21 protein-coding genes are annotated in these 25360 nt (G+C 34.4%); 8 read left to right on the forward strand and 13 right to left on the reverse strand.

Annotated elements, in window-relative coordinates; all coding sequences use genetic code 11:
- Window positions 1-303 precede the first annotated feature (303 nt).
- Together J2Y60_RS22925 and J2Y60_RS22930 are read left to right on the forward strand one after the other, a co-directional pair.
- Window positions 304-3207 carry a response regulator gene (locus J2Y60_RS22925; protein WP_309924115.1) on the forward strand — a complete coding sequence of 968 codons (2904 nt, stop codon included), beginning with the start codon at window positions 304-306 and terminating at the stop codon, window positions 3205-3207.
- 98 nt (window positions 3208-3305) lie between these two features.
- Window positions 3306-5492 carry a TonB-dependent receptor domain-containing protein gene (locus tag J2Y60_RS22930; protein ID WP_309924117.1) on the forward strand — a complete coding sequence of 729 codons (2187 nt, stop codon included), beginning with the start codon at window positions 3306-3308 and terminating at the stop codon, window positions 5490-5492.
- Between the two features lie 80 nt (window positions 5493-5572).
- Here the strand turns inward: J2Y60_RS22930 and namA are convergent, their stop codons facing one another.
- Entirely contained in the window at window positions 5573-6643 is a 1071-nt protein-coding gene (gene namA, locus J2Y60_RS22935) for an NADPH dehydrogenase NamA (protein ID WP_309924120.1), read from the reverse strand.
- A gap of 567 nt (window positions 6644-7210) precedes the next feature.
- Here namA and J2Y60_RS22940 point away from each other — a divergent pair.
- The gene (locus J2Y60_RS22940; protein ID WP_309924122.1) at window positions 7211-7981 is read left to right on the forward strand and encodes a glucose 1-dehydrogenase; all 771 of its coding nucleotides are present in this window, start codon (window positions 7211-7213) and stop codon (window positions 7979-7981) included.
- Window positions 7982-8149: 168 nt separating this feature from the next.
- Window positions 8150-9286 carry a hypothetical protein gene (locus tag J2Y60_RS22945; protein WP_309924124.1) on the forward strand — a complete coding sequence of 379 codons (1137 nt, stop codon included), beginning with the start codon at window positions 8150-8152 and terminating at the stop codon, window positions 9284-9286.
- 50 nt (window positions 9287-9336) lie between these two features.
- Here the strand turns inward: J2Y60_RS22945 and J2Y60_RS22950 are convergent, their stop codons facing one another.
- The 9 genes from J2Y60_RS22950 to yiaA all read right to left on the reverse strand — a co-directional run bounded on the left by J2Y60_RS22950 (window position 9337) and on the right by yiaA (window position 16227).
- A complete protein-coding gene (locus J2Y60_RS22950) occupies window positions 9337-9888 on the reverse strand; it encodes a DNA-3-methyladenine glycosylase I (protein WP_309924126.1) in 552 nt (183 codons plus the stop codon).
- A gap of 4 nt (window positions 9889-9892) precedes the next feature.
- Window positions 9893-10810 (reverse strand): AraC family transcriptional regulator, encoded by a 918-nt coding sequence (locus J2Y60_RS22955; protein ID WP_309924127.1) that lies wholly within the window; start codon window positions 10808-10810, stop codon window positions 9893-9895.
- A 127-nt stretch (window positions 10811-10937) separates the two neighbouring features.
- The gene (locus tag J2Y60_RS22960; RefSeq protein ID WP_309924129.1) at window positions 10938-11738 is read right to left on the reverse strand and encodes an SDR family oxidoreductase; all 801 of its coding nucleotides are present in this window, start codon (window positions 11736-11738) and stop codon (window positions 10938-10940) included.
- Window positions 11739-11841: 103 nt separating this feature from the next.
- Window positions 11842-12723, reverse strand: a complete 882-nt coding sequence (locus J2Y60_RS22965; protein ID WP_309924131.1) for a DMT family transporter — start codon at window positions 12721-12723, stop codon at window positions 11842-11844.
- A gap of 4 nt (window positions 12724-12727) precedes the next feature.
- The gene (locus J2Y60_RS22970; protein WP_309924134.1) at window positions 12728-13231 is read right to left on the reverse strand and encodes a 2'-5' RNA ligase family protein; all 504 of its coding nucleotides are present in this window, start codon (window positions 13229-13231) and stop codon (window positions 12728-12730) included.
- Between the two features lie 8 nt (window positions 13232-13239).
- Entirely contained in the window at window positions 13240-14142 is a 903-nt protein-coding gene (gene bla, locus J2Y60_RS22975) for a class A beta-lactamase, subclass A2 (RefSeq protein WP_309924136.1), read from the reverse strand.
- Window positions 14143-14254: 112 nt separating this feature from the next.
- On the reverse strand, window positions 14255-15103 hold the full coding sequence (locus tag J2Y60_RS22980) for a prolyl oligopeptidase family serine peptidase (protein WP_309924138.1): 849 nt from the start codon (window positions 15101-15103) through the stop codon (window positions 14255-14257).
- Between the two features lie 26 nt (window positions 15104-15129).
- On the reverse strand, window positions 15130-15744 hold the full coding sequence (locus J2Y60_RS22985; RefSeq protein ID WP_309924140.1) for a hypothetical protein: 615 nt from the start codon (window positions 15742-15744) through the stop codon (window positions 15130-15132).
- Window positions 15745-15828: 84 nt separating this feature from the next.
- Window positions 15829-16227 carry an inner membrane protein YiaA gene (gene yiaA / locus J2Y60_RS22990; protein ID WP_309924142.1) on the reverse strand — a complete coding sequence of 133 codons (399 nt, stop codon included), beginning with the start codon at window positions 16225-16227 and terminating at the stop codon, window positions 15829-15831.
- Window positions 16228-16511: 284 nt separating this feature from the next.
- Between yiaA and J2Y60_RS22995 the strand changes: the two genes are divergently transcribed.
- On the forward strand, window positions 16512-17630 hold the full coding sequence (locus J2Y60_RS22995) for a DUF2891 domain-containing protein (protein ID WP_309924145.1): 1119 nt from the start codon (window positions 16512-16514) through the stop codon (window positions 17628-17630).
- 105 nt (window positions 17631-17735) lie between these two features.
- Here the strand turns inward: J2Y60_RS22995 and J2Y60_RS23000 are convergent, their stop codons facing one another.
- From J2Y60_RS23000 to J2Y60_RS23010, 3 genes are all read right to left on the reverse strand, one after another.
- On the reverse strand, window positions 17736-18767 hold the full coding sequence (locus J2Y60_RS23000) for a macro domain-containing protein (RefSeq protein WP_309924146.1): 1032 nt from the start codon (window positions 18765-18767) through the stop codon (window positions 17736-17738).
- A gap of 12 nt (window positions 18768-18779) precedes the next feature.
- Complete coding sequence (locus J2Y60_RS23005; RefSeq protein WP_309924148.1) at window positions 18780-19436, reverse strand: DUF4433 domain-containing protein; 657 nt, start codon at window positions 19434-19436, stop codon at window positions 18780-18782.
- A 104-nt stretch (window positions 19437-19540) separates the two neighbouring features.
- A complete protein-coding gene (locus tag J2Y60_RS23010) occupies window positions 19541-21865 on the reverse strand; it encodes a TonB-dependent receptor domain-containing protein (RefSeq protein WP_309924151.1) in 2325 nt (774 codons plus the stop codon).
- A gap of 361 nt (window positions 21866-22226) precedes the next feature.
- Here J2Y60_RS23010 and J2Y60_RS23015 point away from each other — a divergent pair, with 361 nt between their 5' ends.
- The 3 genes from J2Y60_RS23015 to J2Y60_RS23025 all read left to right on the forward strand — a co-directional run bounded on the left by J2Y60_RS23015 (window position 22227) and on the right by J2Y60_RS23025 (window position 25343).
- Entirely contained in the window at window positions 22227-22733 is a 507-nt protein-coding gene (locus tag J2Y60_RS23015; RefSeq protein ID WP_309924153.1) for an RNA polymerase sigma factor, read from the forward strand.
- A gap of 263 nt (window positions 22734-22996) precedes the next feature.
- Window positions 22997-24466, forward strand: a complete 1470-nt coding sequence (locus tag J2Y60_RS23020) for a phytoene desaturase family protein (RefSeq protein ID WP_309924155.1) — start codon at window positions 22997-22999, stop codon at window positions 24464-24466.
- 34 nt (window positions 24467-24500) lie between these two features.
- Window positions 24501-25343 (forward strand): phytoene/squalene synthase family protein, encoded by an 843-nt coding sequence (locus J2Y60_RS23025; protein WP_309924157.1) that lies wholly within the window; start codon window positions 24501-24503, stop codon window positions 25341-25343.
- Window positions 25344-25360 lie beyond the last annotated feature (17 nt).

Consider the following 25360-nt stretch of genomic DNA (forward strand, 5'->3'; position numbering starts at 1 on the left):
CCTCTTCCCATCTCGAACAGAGAAGTTAAGCCCAGTTCCGTTGATGATACTGCAATCACATGCGGGAAAGTAAATAAACCCCAAAAATATTAGAACACCCCTTATTAATTAAATAATAAGGGGTGTTTTTGCATTTAGAGACTAGCCTGAATTATTGTGTCATTTATCAATTTTCATTATTGATTATTTATACTAATTAATAATGAAAATAACTTTGTACAAAACAATTATTTCATATTCTTTTGTAACGGAATTAAGCGCTTTGATTTTAGTTCTAATATCAATAATTAATCAAGTATTCTGATGAAAAACTTCTTTTTAGAAATTCAAAATTATCAGTACTTGCAAAAACAAAATAAAAACATGAATCAACAAATGTATTATTTTGTTTTTGAGAAATATAATGTGAAATATAGCCTCCTTGCTTTTACTACTTTCTTCCTATCTTTCATCACTTCACCTTTATTGGCAACGGAATATCATGCTAATAATGGGATTTTGGATTTAAGACAACATAACTTTAAAAAAGATAATACAGAGTTAAGAGGTCCTTGGGCATTTTATTGGAACCAACTATTAACTCCTCAGATGCTCGCTACAAAGCCTAAACCAAGTTATTATACCGATTTAACCAAAGTTTGGAATAAGCATGAGCAATTAAATATGCCTTATAAAGCTTTTGGGGTGGCTACTTATTCATTAGATTTGGTGATTGACCACAGTAGAAATCCTTCTTTAGCCTTCTTTCTGCCTGCTACTTACTGTACTTTTAACTTTTGGGTGAACGGAGAACTATTTGCTGTTAATGGAGTAGTTGCTAAAAATAAAGAACAGTATAAACCGCAATGGTTGCCCATCCTTAGGAATTACTATGCCAAAACGGATACGTTGAAGTTAGTCTTACAGATTGCTAATTTTGAACATTACAAGGGTGGAATTTCTCAAATGATTGTGTTGGGTGATTCCGAAATAATGCATGAGCAAAGAGAAAGAGAAATTGCCTCTGATTTGTTACTCGCAGGCGTATTGTTTATGGGTAGTCTGTTCTTTTTTGGACTTTACTTCATGGGGCAACGCGACCGCGAAATTCTTTATTTTGCCCTCTTTTGCTTATTTTTTATTTATAGGATTGTTGGTGTAGATAAACAATATTATTTGCATCATATCCTGCCTAACTTAAATTGGTATTTTTCAATCCATGTTGAATATTTTGCGATATTCTTCTGCATTTTTATTTTTACATTATTTCTTAAAGACTTATATCCTGACGAAACCAAAGATTGTTTTATCAAATTTGTAAGCTTTTCAAGCATATTTTATATCCTTATATTAATGCTGACGCCAATTTCTTTTTTTACGTTGGCCTCTCAGTTATTCCTTTTTATTGTATTATTCTTTATCGTATATAGTTTTTATGTAGCGATTAGGGCAGTAATTAATAAACGGGTAGGCTCGAAATATGCTTTTTTAAGTTTTTTATCGTTAGGAATTGCTATTGGACTCACCATTCTTAGTTACCTAAAAGTATTAGATGCGTCACCATTTTACTTCATTTTTGGTTTTTTAGGCTTTATATTTTTTCAAAACCTGATTCTATCTTACCGATTTGCCTTTTCTTTGCGAAAAGCTAAAGAACAAGCAGAACAAGGAGGACGAGCAAAATCTGAATTCTTGGCTAATATGAGCCATGAAATCAGAACGCCTTTGAATGGCGTAATTGGTTTTGTGGATTTATTGATGAAGACCAAACTAGACAATACACAGAAACAGTATATGTCTACGGTTTTCCAATCTGCCAACTCTCTATTAGATATTATCAATGATATTCTTGATTTCTCGAAAATTGAAGCGGGAAAACTAGAGCTGTCGATTGAACAATATGATTTATACAAACTGGGCGAACAAGTAGTGGATATTATAAGCTATCAGGCGAATGATAAAAAACTGGAAGTGTTGCTTAATATTCAGTCAGATATTCCTCGTTTTATTTGGGTAGATTCTATTCGCTTACGCCAAGTATTGGTAAATCTTTTAGGAAATGCTGTGAAATTCACAAAGGCGGGAGAGATAGAATTGAAAATTATGCTACTGAAAAGTGACTTGAGTGGTCATGCTAAATTTAGATTTTCAGTAAGAGATACAGGCGTTGGGATTGATCCTAAAAATCAAAAAAAGATATTTACAGCTTTCTCTCAAGAAGACGCTTCGACAACCCGAAAATTTGGCGGAACAGGCTTAGGCTTGACGATTTCAAATAAATTGTTGGGTTTGATGGGAAGTAAACTGCAAGTAGAAAGCCAAATGGACGTAGGTAGTACTTTTTTCTTCGATATTTCACTGAAAGCAGTAGAAGGCGATGCTGTAGAGTGGGATGCATCTTTGGAGAGTATTAAAAATGTGTTGATAGTAGATGATAATGCTAATAACCGTATCATTCTGAAAGAAATGTTGGCATTGAAATCTATTCCTTCAGAACAGGTAGTAAGTGGCCAAGAGTGTATTGACTTATTGAGTGCTGGAAATCGTTATGATGCTATTTTGATGGATTACAAAATGCCTGAGATGAATGGTATTCAAGCTGCAAGAAAAATTAGAGAACAACTAAGATTATCTCCAGAGACTCAGCCAATCATGCTATTGTATAGCTCATCAGATGATTATGAAATTACGAAGGCATGCGAAGAGTTAGGAATAAAACAGCAATTAGTAAAGCCTATTAAAATACAACAATTATACAATGCATTGCATGAATTAATTAATAGAGCAGAACCCGTAGAAGCGATTCAAATAGAAGAGCAACCCCCTGTTAAAATAGGAAATAGGCTAAATAATATAACCATCCTTATCGCAGAAGATAATCCAATAAATATGTTATTGGCTAGAACAATTTTTAGTAGATTGTTCCCTGAGGCTAAAGTAGTGGAAGCAGTTAATGGAAAAATTGCGATAGAAAAGTACAAGGAGAGTAATCCAGATATTATATTTATGGACGTTCAGATGCCAGAGATAGGTGGCTATGAAGCTACAAAAATTATAAGGGCATTGGAAAAACAAGAAAGGAGAGTACCGATTATTGCTTTAACTGCGGAAACGATTGTGGGTGAGAAAGAAAGATGTATGGAAGCAGGAATGGACGATTATATCACAAAACCTGTATTAAAAGCAACGATAGAAAAAACAGTTTTGAAATGGCTTCTAAAAGATTAAACTAGACTAATTAAAAATTGCGTTCCGTATTGTTGGATAAAATTGTAAATTTCCATAATTTTGGAAAAATTATAAGTAGATTAATTTTAGCCATCAATATGAAACATATTTTATTACCATTCTTATTACTTCCTTCGTTGGCATTTAGCCAAAAGACCACTATTGATTCAAGTAAGGTTAAGCATCTCGATGAAGTAGAAGTAAAAGCCTTTAAACGTGATGAAAATAGCTTATTGCCTTTAAACGACGTACATAATTCCTATATTTTCTCGGGTAAAAAGCATGAAGTAATTTCTGTTCAAAGTTTAAATGCAAATATATCCGAAAAAACTGGAAGACAAATTTTTGCGAAAGTAGCAGGTGCCTTTGTATATGATATGGATGGTTCAGGAAACCAGATGAATATATCAACACGTGGACTAGACCCACACCGTAGTTGGGAATATAATGTTCGTCAGAACGGAATAATGACGAATAGTGATATTTATGGCTATCCCGCAAGTCATTATAGTGCGCCAATGGAATCTATTCAAAAGATAGAAATTGTACGTGGTACTGCTTCTTTACAATATGGAGCACAGTTTGGTGGAATGATAAATTATGTAACCAAACAGGCTGATACGACTAAAAAAATATCTTTTGAAAGTATCAACTCAGTAGGTTCGTATGGGTTATTTAGTTCTTATAATGCGATTGGTGGTAAAGTCGGGAAATTGAAATATTATGGATATTTTCAGAAAAGAGTTTCAGATGGCTATCGTAAAAATGCACAATCTGATGCCCAATCGCAGTTTCTAGCCTTAGAATATGAGTTTTCATCTAAATTAAAAGCAAAAGCTGAAATCGGAAGAAGCCAATATGTTTTTCATATACCCGGCCCATTGACAGACGATATGTTTTATCAAGACCCACGTCAGTCAACCCGTAGCAGAAATTACTTTAGCCCAGACATCGTTGTCCCTTCATTATCATTTGATTGGAGAATTAATGAGAGTACGCAATTGCAATGGATAAACTCAGCCGTATTAGGAACTAGAAATAGTGTACAAATAGTAGCTTTAGCAAACGTTCCAGATGCCATTGACCCAGCGACAAACCAATATAAAAACCGTCAGGTTGATATTGACCATTTCAATAGTTATTCATCTGAATTGCGTTTAACGAAGTATTATAACATTGGCAACTTTAAAAATACTTTAGTCGGCGGGCTTCGTTATATCAATAATGATTTGAATCGTCAGCAATTAGGTAAAGGAACTACGGGTTCAGATTATGATTTAACATTGGTTGACCCAGCTTGGGGAAGAGATTTGCATTATAAAACACAAAATGTAGCGGTATTTGTAGAGAATATATTTTATGTAACACCAAAGTTTAATATTTCGCCTGCGTTTCGTTTAGAAAGTGGTACAACTAAAATGTCTGGATATATTAAATACTTGGCATCTGATAAAGTGCCTAACGAGATTAAACATTCTTTCCCTCTTTTTGGTGTTAATTCGCAATACAAGATTAACAATAATCTTAAGGTTTATGGAGGTTGGTCTCAGGCGTATAGACCTGTTATTTTCTCGGATATTATACCACCAACCGCATTGGACGTTACTGACCAAAATCTTAAAGATGCTTCGGGCTATAATGCTGAAATAGGTATCAGAGGAAATCACAAACAGATTTTGCATTTTGATATTACTTATTTCCAGATTCAGTATGATAATAGAATTGGAAGTTTGATTTTACCAGATGCGTCAGGAAATAACTTCGTCTATAAAACGAATGTAGGAAGTAGCCTGACCAAAGGGTTAGAAGTATTTGTTGAAGCAAAACCAATTAGAACAAAAGCTACTGAAGTATCTGTTTTCACGGCTACTTCGTACTTTGATGCAAGTTATATAAAAGGGTCTGTTACATTAAGTGGTGAAAACAAAAGCATTGTAGGCAATCGTTTAGAGACTGTACCAAGATGGATTAGTAGAAATGGTGTAACGGTTTCGCATAAAATTGTAAGTGCTACGTTGCAGTATAGTTATGTAGCAGATAGTTATTCAGATGCTCTTAATACTGAAAAGCCTAGTGCAGATGGTTCAAAAGGATTAGTACCATCTTATGGTATTTTAGACCTTAATACTTCTTTAAAAATAGCGCCAAGCTATACTTTAAAACTAGGTATCAACAATATTACTAACGAACAATATTTTACAAAACGCCCAACGGGTTATCCTGGTGTTGGTGTTTGGAGCTCAGATGGAAGAAGTATTGTAGCAACTTTGCAGTTTAAGATTTAGACATTGAGTTTTTAAATTAATAAGGCGGGAATTAATTCCCGCCTTATTTTATTTTGACGAGTTGAAAACTCGTTCTACTATTATCTAAATTTTCCTCTCTCATATTGTACGGGCCATTGTACATCTTTTTGTCCTAATTCAGCCGCTGCTCTTAATGGGAAATATGGGTCACGGAGTAGTTCTCGTGCTAAAAAGATTAAATCAGCTTGACCTGTTACAAGGATTGATTCTATCTGAGTCGAGCTAGTTAACAAACCTACTGCACCTGTAAGAATGCCCGTTTCTTTTTTGATATTTTCAGCAAAAGTCACTTGATAAGCAGGGCCTACTGGAATTTTAGCAGTATAGATATTTCCCCCTGTTGAGCAATCGATTAAATCAATACCCACATTTTTAAGAATAGCTGAAAGTTTAATAGCATCCTCTTGATTCCAACCTCCTTCTGCCCATTCTGTAGCCGAAATTCTTACGAATAAAGGTAAAGTATCTGGCCAAACAGTTTTTACGGCTTCAACGACTTCCAACAAAAAACGTATTCTATTCTCAAAACTTCCTCCGTATTCATCTGTACGTTGATTACTCAACGGAGATAAAAACTGATGAATCAGGTAGCCATGTGCCGCATGAATTTCAACAACGCTAAATCCTGCTTTCGAGGCTCTTTCAGCAGCGTTTTTAAAATCTATCACAATTTGTTGGATTTCAGCTTTTGTTAAAGCTTTTGGTAATCCATAAGCATCATTAAAAGGAATTTCGCTTGGTGCTACTACTTGCCAACCACCCTCGTCTATCGGCACCAATTTACTTCCTTTCCATTGCGAGGCAGTGCTTGCTTTTCTGCCAGCATGGGCTAACTGAATACCTGCTTCTGCACCATTTGCTTTGATGAAGGTCGTTATTCTCTGTAGGCCTTCTATATGTTCATCTTTCCAAATGCCTAAATCATCGGGTGAAATTCTGCCTTCTGGTGAAGTAGCGGCAGCTTCAGTAATGACTAACCCTGCTCCGCCAACGGCTCTACTTCCTAAATGGACAAAGTGCCAATCGTTTGCAAAACCATCTATGGAGGAATATTGGCACATCGGAGAAACGACGATACGATTCTTTAAAGTAAGCTCCTTAATTTTTATCGAACTAAATAATTGTGACATAAGTAATTGAACGGTTTTAGAATGATGAATGAGTATGAAACTCTTTAATCATAATGTTCAATCGTGTTTCATAGTTCAAATTATGGTTGAAATTCGACTAAAGTTTAATCTTCAAAAACTTAAACCCAATAATTATTAACCAAATCAGCCATAGCGTACTTCCGATAAATCTTGCCAACGTAACTACTGGAAAAGTAGGAATGACTGTCGCAAATAATTCTGTTTGGGCATTACCTTCATTAACTGCAAAGCAGAGGAAATAAACCCTAAGTGTTTACTTATTTTGTCTTCTTTGATAAAATATTCATCCCTTTTGAATTCTTTTAAGCAAAAAGAATTCATGATAAGCTCTAAATCTTCTTCCGAGAATCCTACGCACTGAAAATAGTGCTTTAAATTTTCCCAAATAAAATTCGTTAAATAAGTACTGATTTTATTTTATGAAAATACAAGATTAAAATTTAATCCTAGTATGGAAATATGTTTTTTAACGAAGGATTTTGACTATTTTTATGAAAATACAAGCAGTTTATTTTAAAATTATATCAACTAAACTTACAAAATACCATGTCAAGATTCTCAGGGAAAGTAGCTTTAATAACAGGTAGTAGTAAAGGGATTGGTCGGGCGATAGCCGTTCGCTTTGCAAAAGAAGGAGCAAACGTAGTAATTAATAGCAGAAATGATGATGAGCACGTAGCCGAAACCAAGCGACAAATAGAAGCCACAGGGGCAAAAGTACATTTTATACAAAGTGATATTTCGAAAGTGGAAGTAGTATATGCCATGATTAAAGAAAGTGTGGAGGTATTTGGGAAACTAGATATTTTGGTAAACAATGCAGGCGTAGAGATTAATGCACCTTTCTGGGAGGTAACCGAAAAAGACTATGATACAGTAATGAATATCAACTTGAAAGGTATGTTTTTCCTGACACAAGCTTTTGTGCGTTATATGAGAGAAAACAACGTAGTGGGTGTAATTGTGAATAATAGTTCTGTACACGAAGAGTTACCTTTCCCAAATTTCACGGCTTATTGTGCCAGCAAAGGAGCCATGCAAATGGTCATGAGGAATTTAGCGGTTGAATTAGGCCCTATGAATGTTAGAATTAACAATGTGGCTCCCGGTGCTATTCGTACACCGATAAATGCAGATTTATTGAGCAAGCCAGAATTGCTAGGAATACTACAAAACAATATTTCATTACGCCGTTTGGGTGAGCCCGAAGATGTAGCAGGAGTAGTAGCATTTTTAGCATCTGATGATGCAAAATATGTAACAGGCTCTACTTATTATGTGGATGGCGGACTTACTTTCCATTATACAGAGCAGTAAATAGATGAGTTCATTGTTATAAATAGTCTAAGCCTAAGGTTTAGACTATTTTTTTAATTAAAGCTTCCTCACAAACTAATTGATAGACACGTATGCTTCATAAGAGGAAATAAGCTATTTTTGCCAAAATTGATAGATATCATCTAAAATCCTAGAAATAAATAAAGCATGCAAGAAAACATTACAAGACTTATAGAAGAGGTGAAATCAAACACACTTCATAATAAAACAATATGGTGGATTGTATTTAGCTTTTTTTTATTTGTTTGGACAGTACAATTAAATCCGCCTATTAACACAGGAGATTTACACACAGGCTTGTGGGGAGTAATGTTGATGCAAGCAAAGGATATTACTAATAATGATTATTTAGGGAATGTGTTATATGGCTATAATAGGGCATTGAGGCTGACAGTACCTGTTATTATGAAACTTCTCTCTATCAGTAGCACTAAGCAAATGTATCTTATCCAATTACTGATAAGTTTTGTTTTTCAGCTTCTTTTTGTAAAATTAGTGTATCGAATAAACAAAGGACACATTATCAATACTGCCTTGTTTTGTATCGCTTGTACGTATTGTTATTTCAGTAATACTGCCACAGGCGATACCTTCGGTCATGCAGATACCTTTGCCTTCTTGTTTATATTAATCTCAATTTATAGCACCCAACCAATTATCGTTGCTTTTAGCTTGTTCTGTGCCATTTTTGCCAATGAACGAACATTAATTATAACCGTACCAGCCGTATGGTTTTGGTGGTTTTTAAAAGACCAAAAAAACAAAAAACTGATGATATATGGTGCCGTTCCATTGGCTGTGATTGGCTATTTTATTGGAAAATACACGCTGTTAAGTCTGCCAAACTTTAAAACAAGCTTGCCAGACGACTTTAGCCTTGGCTACTTGTTGGGTCAGCATTCTTTTTTCAGTATATTCATCTTTACATTCAAAGGACTATGGCTATTTGTTTTTCTACTAATAGTTAGATTGAAAAAGATTCCTTTTTATTTAATCGTATGCTTGGTTTTTTCTGCGGCTGCTTTTGTTGTTGCCGACCAAACAAGGGGTATTTCTTTCCTTTTCCCATTGTTTTTACTGGTATTAAGCCAGCTTAATAAATTTGTGGATAAAGAAGAAATAAGTAAAATCACTATTTATTGCCTGATTGCGTGTGTTGCTATTCCTAATATTGTATTCTATGGGCATTATGAATTAAGACCTTCATTTTTCTATATCATGCTTGAGAAAGTAATATTTATTCCCATTCAAGATATTGTAGCCAGTTTAGTCAACCATCCATAATGAGAAAGCAGGATGCAGAGATTTTTATAATAATCTCTGCGATATAATCTTTAAATCGTTTTTAACCACATTGGTTTAGACTCAATTATCTTTTGATGAATAGCACAACTTTCAGAATGTGCGCCTAATAAATAGCCTGTACTCATTAGAAATTCATTGACAATCTCGCCACCTGTGAATTTAAAGGTCTTCTTAAATATTTTTACCCATTCTTCTTTTGTTTTTGGATGGTGGTGTTCCAACCATTTTTCGAATGAACCATATTCTTTTTGAAGTACTAAAATCGTTTTGGCATTTTCTATGGCAGCATTTATTTTTAGGCGATTGCGAATAATTCCTGCATCCGCCAATAGTCTTTCGCGGTCAGCTTCTGTATAGGCTGCCACCATTTCGATATTAAAATTATCATAAGCCTTTCTGAAAGAGGCTTCTTTTTTTAAAACAGTTTCCCAACTCAATCCTGCCTGATTTATTTCAAGCACTAGTCGACAAAATAGCTCGTTATCATCGTGTATAGGGAAACCATATAGTTTGTCGTGATAGGCTTTGTGTAAAGCTTTTCTATCTTCCGACATAAATTCTATTGCATTACAATATGACATAGTATTAGTTGAATGATTGCTTAAAAGCAATCGGTGTAAGGTTAGTTTTTTGTTTGAATATTTTATTAAACGACTGTGGATGTTCAAACCCCAACTGATAGGCTACTTCCGCCACTGTCAGATTACTAGTCGATAATATCTCTTTTGCTTTTTCAATCAAATGATGGTGAATATGCTGTTGTGCATTCTGACCCGTTAATGCACGCAACATATCGCTTAAATAGCGTGAAGATACATTTAATTTTTCAGAGAGGTATTGAACAGTAGGTAAGCCATGTTCAATACCCGTTTTATGATTGAAATAATCATTCAATAAACTTTCTAATTGGGCTAGTAAGTCATTATTAACCGCCTTTCTTGTAATAAATTGCCTTTTATAAAAACGATTACTATAATTTAATAAAACTTCAATGTGGGCTATCATTACATCCTGACTAAAATCATCTATGGTAGCCGTTAATTCTTGTTCTATATTTTTAAAAACCGCTATGATTGTATGCTTTTCTTTTTCTGAAAGAAAAAGTGCTTCATTGACTGAATAGGAAAAGAAACCGAAGTTTTTAATGCTTTTTCCTAATGGATAATGCCTGATAAAATCTGGATGTATAAGCAACGTATAGCCAGCATAATCTTTCTCTGATTCATTGCCTGATATTAACTGATTGGGTGAAACAAAAGATAAACCACCTTCATCAAAATCATAATAATGTTGCCCATATTTTACTTTTCCTTGCAAGTTAGTTTTATAAGATATTTTATAGAAATTCAGTAACAAAGAAGTTGGTAATTGGTCAGGAGCTATTTTTATATCACTATAGTCAACCAAACTAATTAACGGGTGCAAAGGCTTAGGAAACCCCAAGGCTTTGTGGAGGTCAGAGATAGAATTAAACACAGCAGGTAAACCAATTTCTCTTTTCATTTTGCAAAGAATTAAAATAATACAAATGTAACGAAATGATTAAGTAGCCCTAGGTAAATAAATGACGTTTTCACGATGATTTAAATATTGTATATCAGCGATTTGTATTCACAACTTTTACCTAAGATTATAGATTTAGTAATTTTTTCATACCAATCCTAAATGCTTCCGTTCCTTGGGTTAATCGTTGTTGATAAGTTCTTTTAGCATCATTGCCAGCAAGATAGCGCAATTGGTCTTTACCATCAGTTGCAGCTTCATAAACCACCTCCGCAATGAGGGTTGCCTCTGTAAATTCCATTAAAGTACCATCGGTAAATAGTTCCGTCATTCGGTTGTTTAAACGATCATAACTTTCATCTGAAGATACCTGCATAACATTCATGAAATTACTTTTGATACCCCCTGGTGCTACTGTTTTAATGCCAATATTAAAGAGGGCTAAGTCATAAGAAATACTTTCGCTCCAACCTTCCAATGCCCATTTTGTGGCATTATACACACACGATAACGGATTGGATGATAACCCACAAATAGAAGTAGTAGTGATAAAAAGACCTTCTTTCTTTTCTTTAAAATAAGGAATAAATGCCTTAGTTACTCTAAGAACACCCACCAAATTAGTTTCAATTTGGGTAGTAATTTGTTCGTCAGAATAAGCTTCCAAAGCACCTACTAAGCCATAGCCTGCATTATTGAAAACAACATCAATGTTGGCTAATTGGATTGCTTTTTGTACAGTCGCGTTGATTTGGGTCGGATTGGTAACATCTAAAGGTAATAAGATTACGTTTTCTAATAGCGATAATTCTGTTTCTTTTTCGGGGTTTCGCATGGTGGCAATTACTTGCCATCCTTTTGCTTGAAATAGTTTGGCTGTAGCTTTTCCTAAACCTGCTGAGGCTCCTGTGATGAATATTGTCTTCATTTTCTTATGTTTAAAATTGAATACAAATTTCATCAGATGTCATTGACGGAATGTAGCCGAATTGGAAAATGATGTAGCCAAAATGGAGGGGAGGTAAAATAGCCTAATTCTCTTCTGTATCTTTAGGGGCTATATTTTCTTTCTTACCTAAATACAAACCTACAATTACTAAAATTGTCCCAATTACGGTATAAATAGTAATAGGCTCGTCAGTAAGTAGGGATGCATATAAAAAGCCAAAAATAGGGCATAAAAACAACCATAGTGAAGCCCGTGTAGGTTCAACTTTTAATAAGAATAACCAAAGTTGGATAGCTAAAATAGAAACAGGAATCACTAGCCAAAGAATGGAAATCCAAAATTTTGTGTCAATAGTATTGAGACTTGCTTCATAAAAATAAGTAGTAAAAGGAAGTAATACCAACCCTCCGAATAATACTTGCCAACCATTGATGCTTAATCGAGGTAATGTCCAGTTGATACTTTGATAGTAAACCGTTCCTACTGAATAGCACAACATACTGAATGTTAATAACATTACTCCGAAAGGGGTAGCATAGGCTTTTAATAATAAAGGATAAATAGCGATAGCTACGCCCCCTACGCCTATAAAAAGCCCTGCCCAGATATTCCAAGTGATTTTTTGTCGTAACCACACAGCATTTAAAACACTTATTATAAGTGGACAAGCTGCGCTACCTAATGTGCCAATGCCTGCTGTAACGTGTTTCATCGCAAAAACAAAGGCACTTGGATAAATAGCCATACTCAACACTCCACATATTATTAGCGGAAGCCATTCATGCTGTTTCGGGAAACGTGTTTTATTAATAAGTAATGATACTGCCAACATTATCAATGCGGCAATAAAGAAACGAGTAGTGATTAATAAAAGTGGTTGAGCAACTTTTAAACCTATTTTTGTAGCAACTGAGCCAGAGCCCCAAAGGGCTGCAAAGAATAGACCAGCTAATATTTTTTTCATTATTTTATCCTTTTAATGCAAAGGTTTTTAAGATCCTCCATGCTTGACCTTCGGTTTGTTCTATCAGACTAATTTCTTTGAATATTAATTTAGTAGGAAGCTTAGTCTTTTTTATTTCTTCAAATATACTATCGGTACAAATACCATTTCTGGGATGTATTAAAGTAATGTGAGGGTCGTGTTGCTTAGGACTATCAATTATCCCTTGTAAAACAATGCTCCTTAATTGATGGAATTGCTCATTATCACTTTTTGCAGGAATCAGAACACCTTTTGCTTGTGCAAATCTAGTGGCTGAACCAAAGGCTATAGTAACATAGTTATGATTTAGGTTGTACAAATTTTGTATTACTTTTCCAATTTCTTCGATTTCATCTTCTCTACAAAGCGTTACATGACTTTTGATTAATGCATATTGCTTTGGATTAAACGTTTTACGAATATCTTCAATAGCTTTAGCCAAAGGTTCATCAATAAAAAGTGTTAATTGTCTGCGGGTTTTGCTCATCGGGAAGCTTATTTTTTAGTTTTACCCACAAAGTAATCCCATGTCAGTTTAGAAATGTCTGCTATAATCTTTTCATTAGTTGCTTCATTCTCCCTAGAGTTTGCTACATAAAAACAAATAACAAAATGTTTGCCGTTCGGTAAAGTTACAATGCCTATATCGTTGATTGCGGAAGTTATTCCTGCTTGATTAGTGCCAGATGTTCCTGTTTTATGAGCCACTATTGTTCCTGAGGGTAACTGAGCTTTAATTCTGTTTTTACCCGTTGAAGTTTCAACCATGATTTTCCATAAAAAATCATGACTTTTCTGAGATAGCATTTTTCTTTCATAAAACTTTTTAAGCAATGCGATGGTCGCTTGTGGGGTAGTCCAGTTCAAAAACTGTACATTCCAATCTTTATGCATGGCTTCTTCGTTTGCCACGATTGCTACATCTTTTATCCCAATACTGTGGAGGTATCGATTAGCTACCTTTTCTCCCCCGATAAGTCGGAGTAATATATCACACCCATTATTATCACTTTGAGAGACAGTATAACCAAGAATTTTAGCTAAAGAAACATTTATATTGCCATTAGGATAATCTTCTCTCAGCGGACTCCATGTGTCGGGTAATAAATCACTTTTTTTGATAAAAATATTTTGGGTTAAACTGAAGCGTCCTTTATCAACTTCATTCAAAACAGCCAAAGCAATATGAAATTTAAAGACACTTTGCATCGGGAAATGCTTGGTATTATTGATGCTTAATGTATCCTTGTCTTCAAGGCCATAAACAGCTAGCCCTACAGTAGCGTTTTTTGTTTGGAGAATTTGCTCAATTTTCGTTTTTAAAGCACCTGTCTGGGCAAACACAGTATCCGTAAAAGATGAACACAAGAGTAAAGTAATCAAAAATATTTTGTTCATGATTTTGTTAAAATAAGGAGCTAAAAGAGTGTTTGATTGTTGTATAAGCCTAAAATGTAATGATTAGTTGAAGTTACGACACGACTACAACTTGTACAATATCAGAAAATTTTTATTTTTTCCTTTGTCTAAACAACCACTTAGGTATTGTTTTTCCTAAGATTTTTCTTAAAAAAATATTGTCGTGTGTAGTTTGTGGAAGTCTCCAAAATCTAGTTTTATGGTTACTGCTAATCTCCTTATAAAAGATGTCGTCGCTATCGATAGGATTTTCCGTATCATCAATACCGTGAATTAACCAAATAGGAATTTTTGATAATTCCTCATTATTATCAAACTGTGGGATTCCTGCAATACTAACGCCAGCGGCAAATAATGTTGGTCTGGCAGACAGTGCATTAATCACCGTTGAGCCTCCCATAGAAAACCCTACTACGTATATTCTAGTAGTGTCAATATTAAGACTTTGTTTTAGAGAGTCTATCAATTGCAAAGCAGTATGTAAGTTGTTCCGAGGCGTTGATGTAAGGATATTTCGATGCTTATCTAAAGCATAATCTGATGAACGGGTAGAGAACTGGGGTGCTAAAACATAAGCTGGATATTTCTTTTGAATTTCGGGAAGTACCCAAAGCTTGGCTAATACTCCGAGCTGAGCTTTATTGTCGTCACCTATGGGGCGTCCTGCACTATGGAATACAATAACTAATGGTAACTTGTCAGTAGATTTAGGGTTAAATAGACGATATTTTATGGTAATATTTTCTTTGCCAATAAATGTACTTGTATCAAAGAGTTCGTTTTCTAAACTTCTAATTCTCGCAATTTCTTGTTTTGATTGAGTAGTATCGGTGCTAATATCAATGGTACTGACTCCAAATTGTGATTTAGTTGTTGAGCAAGAAACTGCGAATAGAGCAAGGCAAATAAATAAAATAATATAGGTTTTAGTCGATGTCATAATAAGAGGATAGGTCGTTTATAATATTAAAGTAATTCTAATTCATTCGTGAGGTTTAGTTTTGCTTGTTTTTCAAATTCGTTGAAGAAATAATCAGTTTTATAAATGCTTTCCATTGCTAAAAAATGCTTTAGTACCTTTTTACGTCCAGCATTGTAAATTAAATTGGGATAATAAGAATATTCCTTTCTTACATTTTGACAATATTCAAAATAGATTTCCCAGTCTTGTCCAAGTACAGAAAGGTCAGCATCTGTGAAATAATTGGTATCAGGTTGTTGATTCACCAAATGGCTTTTTGTTGCTAAAATCTGCTGTTTACAAGCGTCAATCATCTGAGCTGGAATAGCAAGTTGTTGCATGCTATTAGCAGCTAATTCAGCACTTTTTTCTTCATTATCTGATTTTAAAGCATTGTAAATGATATCATGATAATAAAGGGAGAATAGCACAGTATCCCAATCTTGAATGTTCTTTTTTACTTTATTAAGTTGTATTAATAAGTTATCAAGATGCTGTAATGTATGGTAATATCTTTTTTTGCTTGAATAGTGCTTCTCAATTTCCAACCATAACTCATTGATAAGCTCATGGTTGTTTGAATACTTTGTCAATAATAAGATAAACGTTTCTTGAAGCATAGAATTAGAGGATTATAAAACAATAATAACACTGTGTCTCTACAGTGTTATTATTATTGAATTTATTATTATTTTAATCTTGTATTAGTCTTTCTTCTCAGCATTCAAAGAATCTCTGGTATTTTTTTGAACAGCAATGGCTCCAAAAATAGAGAGTAAAAAAGCAAAAGCATAAAAGCCTTTTTCGCTTGGTAACAAAGTAGCATTCCAAAGTCCAACGACTAAGAGGAGGATTGATAAAATAGTAGAGAACCAGCTCAGCCCATAGTAAATATCAGTAACGGGAACGCCTTCTAGTCGGTCACGAACACTTTTTTGAACAGAAATAACAGAGAAAAGTCCGTACATCAATACGGTGAAATAATATCCTATCTCATTAAGTAACATCTCCGATCTCCAAAGTCCTATAAGAAAGCCTACCATTCCTGTGCCTAAGGCAACCCATGATGCTCCGATAAAAGCAGCTGACGGTTTTTGATACATTGATTTTGTGGTTTAATTCGTTTGAAAAATCTATTTACTATTTACAAACATAAAATAAAATTCGACAAAATCTATATCAATGATGATAGAAATTATTGGGGAGCAGTATTAGTGCAAAATCTTAAGGATGATATGGTTATTGTTTTCTTATATTTTAGTCGCAATGGTTACTTTATGATTAAAATTTTTGCAAAATAGAAATAGTATCGATACCTTTCTAATAACACTTTATCAATGTTTATTCAAAAATAGTATAAACCAATCAACAATTAAAACCCTTACCCATGATTATCAAAAATGTACTACTCACCGCGTTGTTAGCTTGCGGATTATCAGTTTATGGACAACAAAATCAATATTTGACGGTATCAAAAGATGGTAGAAAAGTAGGACTAAGTGCCGAGGGAGCTTCATTTTTAGCAAACCTCCCCCTACATTGTATTCAAACAGAATATCCCAACAAACCCAATCATACGATAGAAACTGCACAAGAAGTGACACTTAGTCCGAAACAATTGCATCCAGCCTTTTATGGTTGTTTAGATTGGCATTCTTCCGTTCATGGGCATTGGATGTTGGTAAAGATATTGAAGACTTACCCCAATTTACCCGAAACACAGCAAATTATTGCGATGTTAGAAAACAGTTTTTTAGCAGAAAATCTACAAAAAGAAGCAGATTACTTTAGCCAATATAAACTTGCAAAAGGCTTTGAACGCACCTACGGTTGGGCTTGGTTGCTCAAATTAGACGAAGAATTATTGACTTGGGATACCCCAATGGCTAAACGTTGGCATAAAAGCTTACAACCATTGACGCAAGTAATTGTACAAAAATGGACGGAATACTTACCTAAACAAACCTATCCTAATCGAACAGGTGTACACCCTAATACGGCCTTTGGGATGGTTTTCGCGTTAGATTGGGCTCGTACCACTAAAAATACATCCTTTGAGCAATTATTAGTACAACGAAGCAAAGATTATTATCTCACTAATAAAGCTGTTGCAGCTACCCTTGAGCCAGACGGAACTGACTTCCTATCACCCAGTTTGGAAATTGCAGATTTGATGCGCAGAGTATTAACGCCACAAGCATTTCAAAAATGGTTCAATCAATTTTACACAGCAGAAGGGCTTAAAAATGTATTGCAATTACCCATTGTAAGCGACCGTTCTGATTATCAGATTGTACATTTAGATGGCTTGGCACTAAGCAAAGCTTGGTGTTTATTAGGCATAGCCAAGCAATTACCCACTACAGACTTACGCAAGAAACAATTTCAAGAAAAGGCTACGACATTTTTACAAAAAACCTTACCCAACATTGCAAATGGCAATTATGGAGGGGACCATTGGTTAGGGTCATTTGCTATGTATGCTTTGAGTTTGGAGGGGGAGTAATTAGGGATTGTTATAGACTACAACGTGGTGAAAATTTCGTTAAACTTATTTTAGGACAATAGGGTATTGTCCTAAAATAAAACTCAGTAAAATACAAAATACTAATTAAACAAAACCTGCATTTTGGATATGATTAATTGATAATTCTATATATTTTGGATTAGAAAACAAGCTTTGCTTTCTATCGCTCCACTCACCTAATTTATGAATAACTACTTGTTTGTTCAATGTATTGTTAACAGTAGTTATGTAGTCGATACTTGAAAGTAATTCTAACGAAAAGTCTGAATAAAAACCATTCAAAAAAGTTGTTGTCTTTTCAGCAATCTCAAAAAGTTCACTATTACTTTCAATTTGATTTTTTACAGCTTCATAACCATCAGCTACTAATGTTAATGGTTCAAATGGTTTCTTGCTCATATCGCTATAACCCATAATGTAACTACCATTCAGGGCATTTAGGACAAATCTTACTTTTCCAGAATAGGGACCGTAAAAATTAGGTTCAAATTGAAGTTTAAAATATTTTTTAGCTCCAAACCTTTGTAAAAAATAGCATACTTTTTCACTAGCGAATTCAGATACATATTCACCATTCTTTACTAAATCATATAATACGTAAAGCAACAATGCTCTAGCATCGGTTAGTTTAACCCTTTCTTGTTTTAGATATTCTATAATTTCAGCAGTTGGTTCGTAAACAAAAATGTCGGTTTCCAAATGATTGAGTTTTTGTTCAATTATTCTCTTTACTTTCTCCCATTCCAACCCTCCGTTTCCTGCACCAAGTGGGGGAATTGCAATGCTTTTAATTTGATTCGTTTCAATAACCTTAACCAAATCGTTTAGTCCCAGTTCAATAAAGCTATATTCTGATGGTTTTCGCCAGCTTTGTTTAGTAGGAAAATTGATTATTATTTTTTCACCCGAACTTATATTGCTATCCTTTGATACAAATAATTTACCAATACCTATTTCTTCTTTTTTGCAAGCCTCAGCGTAGGCTTTGAAATTATTTGGATAGGCTTTTTTAAATTGCAAAGCAATTCCCTTACCCATAACACCATCTGTGTTTACGGTATTGATTAAAGATTGTGCTTTACTTTCTAAAATATTTCCAGTGATGTACTTTATCATAATTCCTTCATTTTAAAAATAAGCCTTTGGGATAATTTTTATTTTTTCATTTTCAATCCCCAAATCAATTAATTTTTGATAGGCTTTGTCGTTGTAGCAACCGAATCCAATTATTAGTTCGGGTGATAAATTGCCTGATACCAAAAACTCTGCTTGCTTGTTTCGCTTTGTATTTAAGTTTTCTTGTCCTCCCCAATAATTAGCTTTTATAGAGTCCCAATCAATTATATTGGCTAACTCTTGAATTTTACTTTTATCATAAAAAGAAGTAAATTTATCCGTCGCATGACCATCACTAAAGTAATATTCTATTTCCAAATTGACTATCATATTTAATGAACATACAAGATAGACAATGTCTTCAGGGTGAGTTGCCTTTTCTACAAAATTTCCACCATTTTGTACTACGTATAACATTGGCATTTTTACTCCAAAATAAAATGGAATGAAATCACCCAAAATAATAGTGTTACAAATTGGATTTGAAAAATCTCCATTATCCACATTTACTTGCTTCGTACTTCTTGTATCAATTAAGCTTAAATCACCAATAGTAATAAAATTCGGATTCGCATTAAATGAATTCCTATGAGTGATGCCATGATTGAGTATATGAGGTATATTCTCAATATGCGTCATACGATATAGTTTAATATTATCTAATTCCATTTACATTGTGATTCTATCCAAAGTTACTCTTTTTGTATTCTTTCAACAATATTCAAATTATCTTTTTTCTCCTCTTGTCTATTTAAACATAAATCGTATTATTCCTAAAACCCATACTTAACCCTAACCGAAACATTCCTCCCCATATCATCCGTAAAGTACCTAAAACGATTGAGGTATTCTCGATAGGCTAAATTAAAGGCGTTGCTTACACTTAGCCCAATACTTACTTTTTTGATAGTGAAGCCTGCATCTGCTTTCCAAAGACTATAGGCAGGTGGAGGAGGTAGAAAATCGCTATTTGCTTCTACTCTGGTTTGTTTGGCTACTAATGAATTACTGATACTGATAAAGGCTCCATGCTTTTTAAAGTCGTACTTTAAAGTGCTTTCCAGACGGTCGGAAGGAATGTTTACCATGTATTGATTATTCAAAACGTCCTTGGCTCTTACCATCGAATATTTCTCGGTAATTGATATTTTCTCAGTAATCAAATAATTGGCAGAGAGGTCAATTCCTGCAAAGCGAGCGTTTACTTGAGTATAGTCAAAGGCAGGGAAAGCACCTCGTACAGTAAGCACAGTTTGCAATACGCCATTTTCAGAACGAGGTTTTAGATAAATAAAATCATCAATAAAATTCAAGTAAGGACTAAATTCCAAACTAAATTTTTCACTTGTATAATTGGCAGAGAAACTTAAATTATGCGCTACTTCGGGTTGTAGATTAATATTGCCTTTCTCATAAGCTGCCGCTCCGTGGTGAATACCATCAGAAAATAATTCATTCATATTGGGTGCTCGCCAAGCAAGCGCTGCATTGAATTTAAAATCCCATTCATTATTCAGCGTATAAGTAGTACCAGCAGTAGCTGAGAAGTTATTAAAACTAAATGAATTGTTATAAGCTTGATTGTTGAAAGTAAGTCCATAAGCCTCAGCATTTCTGAGGTCATAGCGAAAACCAGTTTCAAATTCCCAACGATTTTTCAAATAACGTTCTATCAAAAATATTCCTACGGTACTTACTTGATAATTAGGAATGAGTACGGTATTCACCAACGGCTTTTTCAATTCATAAGAGGAGGAAAGATTTTCATGATACATTCCGCTGATACCCACAGAACCTGCAATTTTATTGAAAAGCGGTTTATGGTCGAGTAATAACTCACCTGTATACGTCGTAAGCTTAAAATTTAAGGTATTTAGATTTCTGTTTCCTCTCGGAACGTCATACTCTAAACGCCAGTCATATTGACGAGCCAGTGTAAGTGTCCATTTCCCCAAATTTTCAGCAATAGCAAAGCTCTTTAGCTTTAATAAATGATGGGCTAAGTCTTGGTTAGGGCGATTGATGTTATAACTTGGTGAAGTCGGCGTATAAGCTTCGTTAGGTTGGGGGTTATTGATAGCGTTCTGTAAGTCTGTTGTGTTACCAATGTGTGAACCTGCAAAAATACCCAACTGAGTATCGAAATAACTAAAAAATAGCTCGCTACCATAATGTATTTTGTTGTAGCCAAGCGCTACGGAAAAATTCCTTTCTTGTACTCCGGTATTCGCCATATAATAATTGGCAGTTTTCAAATCACCTCCGCGTTTGTAAGTGCCTTGCACACGCCATGAGAAACCTTTCAGTTGAGCCAAGCCACCTTCTGCAATACCAGAAATCACACCCATGCGTCCATTTGAAAAACCAGCCGTATTGATTTCACCATGAATATTAACAGAATCGGGTAGAGGGGCGGGTTCTACCATGATAACGCCTGCAATAGCATCCGAGCCGTAGCGAACGCCAGCGGCTCCTTTGATAACGGTTAATTTTTTGGCCACAAATGGGTCAATCTCAGGGGCATGTTCACTACCCCATTGTTGTCCTTCTTGACGAATGCCATTATTTAAAATCAACACCCTGTTTGAATGCATTCCATGAATGATAGGTTTGGAAATAGAGCTTCCCGTTTGCAGGGTAGTTACGCCAGTAATGCCCTTGAGGGATTCACCTAGACTTTGTCCACGGGTTTGGTCTAAGGCTTGTCCTTCCAAGATACCTTTTGATTGTGTAACATCCTGTACTTTTTTGCCACTTACTACTACTTCCTGCAAATGCTCATCTTTATCTTCTAAAGAAAAATCTTCGTGGTGTTCAGCAGTGAGATTGACAGGTACTTCCACTTTCTGGAAGCCTACCGCTTGACAGATTAATACATAATTCCCTTGGCACAGATTTTTAAACGAATATACTCCCTTGGCATCTGTAAAAGTTGAGATGTTGGTGCCTTTTATATAAATAACCGCACCAGGCACTACTTGGTGAATATCTTTTTCATGGACTACTCCCTGAAGTGTGCAAAAACAATTTTGAGATTGTGCGATTGTCGAAATCCCATTTAAGATAAATATCGTAAGTATAATATATATGCTTTTCATGAACGATGATGAAGATTGAGCATGCAATTTACTGATATTTTGGCAATGGATTTCTAATATTTGCAACAATATTGCATTGAAATTTATTGCAGCTTATCATTTAACGAAAAGATATACATACCAACGAATTATTTAATGTACCTAGAAAGTTGATTTTGTTTAATTAATTTAAAATTAAATTAAACAGTATTAAATGTATGGTTATATCGCTTTATTGGCCGTTTAGGGGTGTTTTGTAGGTTAAATTAATTAAATTAAACTAACAGCTATCGTTTTGTATAAAATTAATTCAAAAAACATTTGTTTTTTTGTTTATATAATTCATATATTTGTTAAACAAAACATCAACAAGATTGAAGCTATGACGGCATTAGAATTTACATATCATATTGGAAAAGTATCAAAGTCATTAAAGCCCTTCGCTATGAAACTTACAAGAGACTATGAAGAAGCCAATGATTTACTTCAAGATACTTTATTAAAAGCCTTCACCAATCGTGATAAATATACTGAGGGTACTAACCTAAAGGCTTGGTTGTATACTATTATGAAAAATACGTTCATCACTAATTATCAAAGGATGATTAGGAAGAATACTTTCATAGATACTTCAGATAACCTTCATTATATCAATTCAATAGAAAGTAGCACTGACAATTTAGCTATTAGTAGTTTTGCTATGAATGATATTAACAGTGCTATATCAACCCTAGAGGAGTCTTATAAAACTCCTTTTATCATGTATTTCAGAGGGTTTAAATATCATGAAATTGCAGAGAAATTAAATATTCCAATCGGAACAGTTAAGAATAGAATTCACATAGCTCGTAAAGAGTTGAAAGATAGATTACATATGTACTCGTATTAGTTGATTGTTTGAGTTACGCTTCATCATTACCATGAACTCTTATCAATTAGTTAATATTATGGTTACTGCCAGTCAGCAAAACCATAATCTATAGTTTTTTGGTTAACAGAAGAATCTCACAAAAGGTCGAGCAGTAGTTCGACTTTTTTGTTATGCTGATTGTCTTAAAAAGACATTAATTATAAATCAATCAAACAAAACAAGTTTATCTTTGTTAGAAGCTAATAAGGAAATGTATAAATCTCCTTCGGGAACATTGTTCAATGAAAGTAATAGTAATAGGGTCAGGATTTTCAGGATTATCAGCTGCAACAAGTTTAGCAGATAAAGGATATGAGGTTACTATTTTGGAAAAAAATAGTATTGCGGGAGGAAGAGCAAGGGTTTTTGAGGCAGAAGGCTTTACTTTTGATATGGGACCAAGCTGGTACTGGATGCCTGATGTTTTCGATAATTACTTTGCTAAGTTTAATAAAAAACCAGCTGACTATTACGATTTAGTTCGCCTAGATCCTTCATACGCAGTGATTTTTGCCGGGAATGATACGGTAGAGCTACCAGCAAGCCTTGATGAATTAGGCAATTTGTTTGAAGGAATGGAAGCGGGAAGTAAAGAGAAATTTAAAGAATTTTTGCGTCAAGCTGAATACAAATATGATGTAGGAATGAATCAATTTGTATGGAAGCCTTCTGTGAGTATTACAGAATTTTTGAGCTTGAAATTACTATATGATGTAGTTCGCTTAGATGTATTTCAATCTTTTGCCTCGCATATTCGCAAGTTTTTTAAAGACGAGAGAATCTTGAAATTAATGGAATTCCCTATTTTGTTTTTAGGGGCTACTCCCGAAAACACTCCAGCGATGTATAGTTTAATGAACTATGCAGAAATGAAATTGGGAACTTGGTATCCGATGGGGGGTATGTTCAAAATCGTAGAAGGAATGGTTGCCTTGGCAAAGGAGAAGGGGGTGACATTGCATTTAAATCATGAGGTTCAGAAAATAGAGGTAATAAAAGGTGCTGTAAAAAAAGTAATCACTAATCAAGGTGAATTTATAGCTGACGTAGTAGTAGCCAGTTCAGACTATCATCATGTGGAGGATAAATTACTAGAAGACGAATACCAAAATTATGATGAAGATTATTGGAATTCCAGAGTGATGTCTCCTTCGTCGCTTTTATTTTATCTAGGGGTTAATAAAAAGATTCCTAAATTATTACATCATAATTTATTTTTTGACGAAGATTTCAAGGTGCATGCCCATGAGATTTATACAGCACCACAATGGCCATCAAAGCCATTATTTTATGTTTCTGCTCCTTCAAAAACAGATGATAGTGTTGCTCCTGAAGGTTGTGAAAATATATTTTTGTTGATACCTGTAGCACCAGATTTAATAGATACCGACGAAACCCGCGAGCAATATTATCATATTATCATGGAACGGCTAGAGAAATATTGTGGTGTTGCTATTCGCGATTCAGTGGTTTTCAAAAGAAGTTATGCTCACAACGACTTTAAAGCTGATTATCATGCTTTTAAAGGTAATGCCTACGGTTTGGCAAATACGTTGATGCAAACAGCACTTTTAAAGCCATCTTTGAAAAGCAAAAAAGTAAAAAATTTATTTTATACAGGACAATTAACGGTACCAGGGCCTGGTGTACCACCATCATTGATTTCGGGCATAGTAGTGGCTGAAGAAGTAAGTAAGGCATTCAAAGTTTAGTACAAACTCAGCAAATAAAATCAACTACCAGTTAATGAACCACATGGATTTATATACAAAGACAACCCTCGGATGTAGTAAGCTCATTACAGAACATTATAGCACGTCTTTTACTTTAGGTATAAAAACTTTAGATAAACGTTTTCATTTACCCATTTATGCAATTTATGGCTTTGTTCGTTATGCTGATGAAATCGTAGATACCTTTGAGGGTTTCGATAAAAAAACATTATTGAGCCGTTTTAAAGCTGAAACGTATGTGTGTATTAAAGAAGGGATTAGCCTCAATCCTGTGTTGCACTCTTTTCAATTGATTGTGAATCAATATAAAATTGACCATGAGTTGATTGAAGCTTTTTTACATTCGATGGAAATGGATTTATATTTTGCCGACTATAATCAGGAAGGATATAAGGAATATATTTATGGTTCGGCTGAAGTAGTGGGTCTGATGTGTCTAAGGGTTTTTTGTGAGGGCGATACTGCGATGTATGATGTACTGAAAAACGATGCAAGACGATTAGGCTCTGCTTTTCAGAAAGTTAATTTTTTAAGAGATATTAAGTCAGATTTTCAAGAAAGAGGAAGGACGTATTTTCCGAACGTAGATTTCAGGAATTTTACTTTAGAGGACAAAAAAACGATTGAAGATGATATTCAAGCAGACTTTGATGCTGGTCTGCAAGGAATCCTTGCATTGCCTAAAGGGGCAAAATCAGGAGTATATCTGGCATATAGGTATTATCTGAGGCTTTTTGATAAAATAAAGCTTTGTCCTGCCTCCAAAATTCAGAATGAGAGAATCAGAGTACCAGATTTTCAAAAAATTGCTTTATTAGCAAGTACGTATTTTCAAATAAGGCTCAATTCCCTTTAATTTCTTCAGTATTAATA

It is taken from the genome of Arcicella sp. BE140, assembly GCF_031456255.1.
Classification (GTDB): domain Bacteria; phylum Bacteroidota; class Bacteroidia; order Cytophagales; family Spirosomataceae; genus Arcicella; species Arcicella aquatica.